At 46.8% G+C, this 483-nt stretch carries 2 tRNA genes; both read right to left on the minus strand.

From position 1 onward, the window contains the following. Positions 1-171: 171 nt before the first annotated feature. Positions 172-247 (minus strand) — tRNA-Ala (locus DCO47_RS26860). 10 nt (positions 248-257) lie between these two features. Beyond that, positions 258-334 (minus strand) — tRNA-Ile (locus DCO47_RS26865). Positions 335-483: the final 149 nt, after the last annotated feature.

A 483-nucleotide genomic window follows, 5' to 3' on the forward strand; every position in this document is an offset into this window, starting at 1 on the left:
AAGAGAACTCACAAATTTTACCTTAGCCTGATCCGTTACCAGTGAAAGTAACGTTCAGTCTATCTTTCTATCACATACCCAAATTTTTAAAGAACGATCCAGTCAAAAGACTAGAAATCAATATTCACTACGAATATTCATTTCTAAACTCTGTAACGGCGAAGCAGTTTATGGTGGAGCCAAGCGGGATCGAACCGCTGACCTCCTGCGTGCAAGGCAGGCGCTCTCCCAGCTGAGCTATGGCCCCATAACAAAATTGGTGGGTCTGGGCAGATTCGAACTGCCGACCTCACCCTTATCAGGGGTGCGCTCTAACCAACTGAGCTACAGACCCAATTTCGAGCTTGTAACTGTTAGCTCAGAGCTATCAGCTTGGAGCTTAAAGCTGCTTCTATCGTCTTCTTCAATGAATCAAGCAATTCGTGTGGGAGCTCATGCAGCAGCTGATGTCGTCGATTAAGGAGGTGATCCAGCCGCAGGTTC

This window comes from Pseudomonas sp. NDM, from assembly GCF_003105095.1.
Taxonomy (GTDB): domain Bacteria; phylum Pseudomonadota; class Gammaproteobacteria; order Pseudomonadales; family Pseudomonadaceae; genus Aquipseudomonas; species Aquipseudomonas moraviensis_A.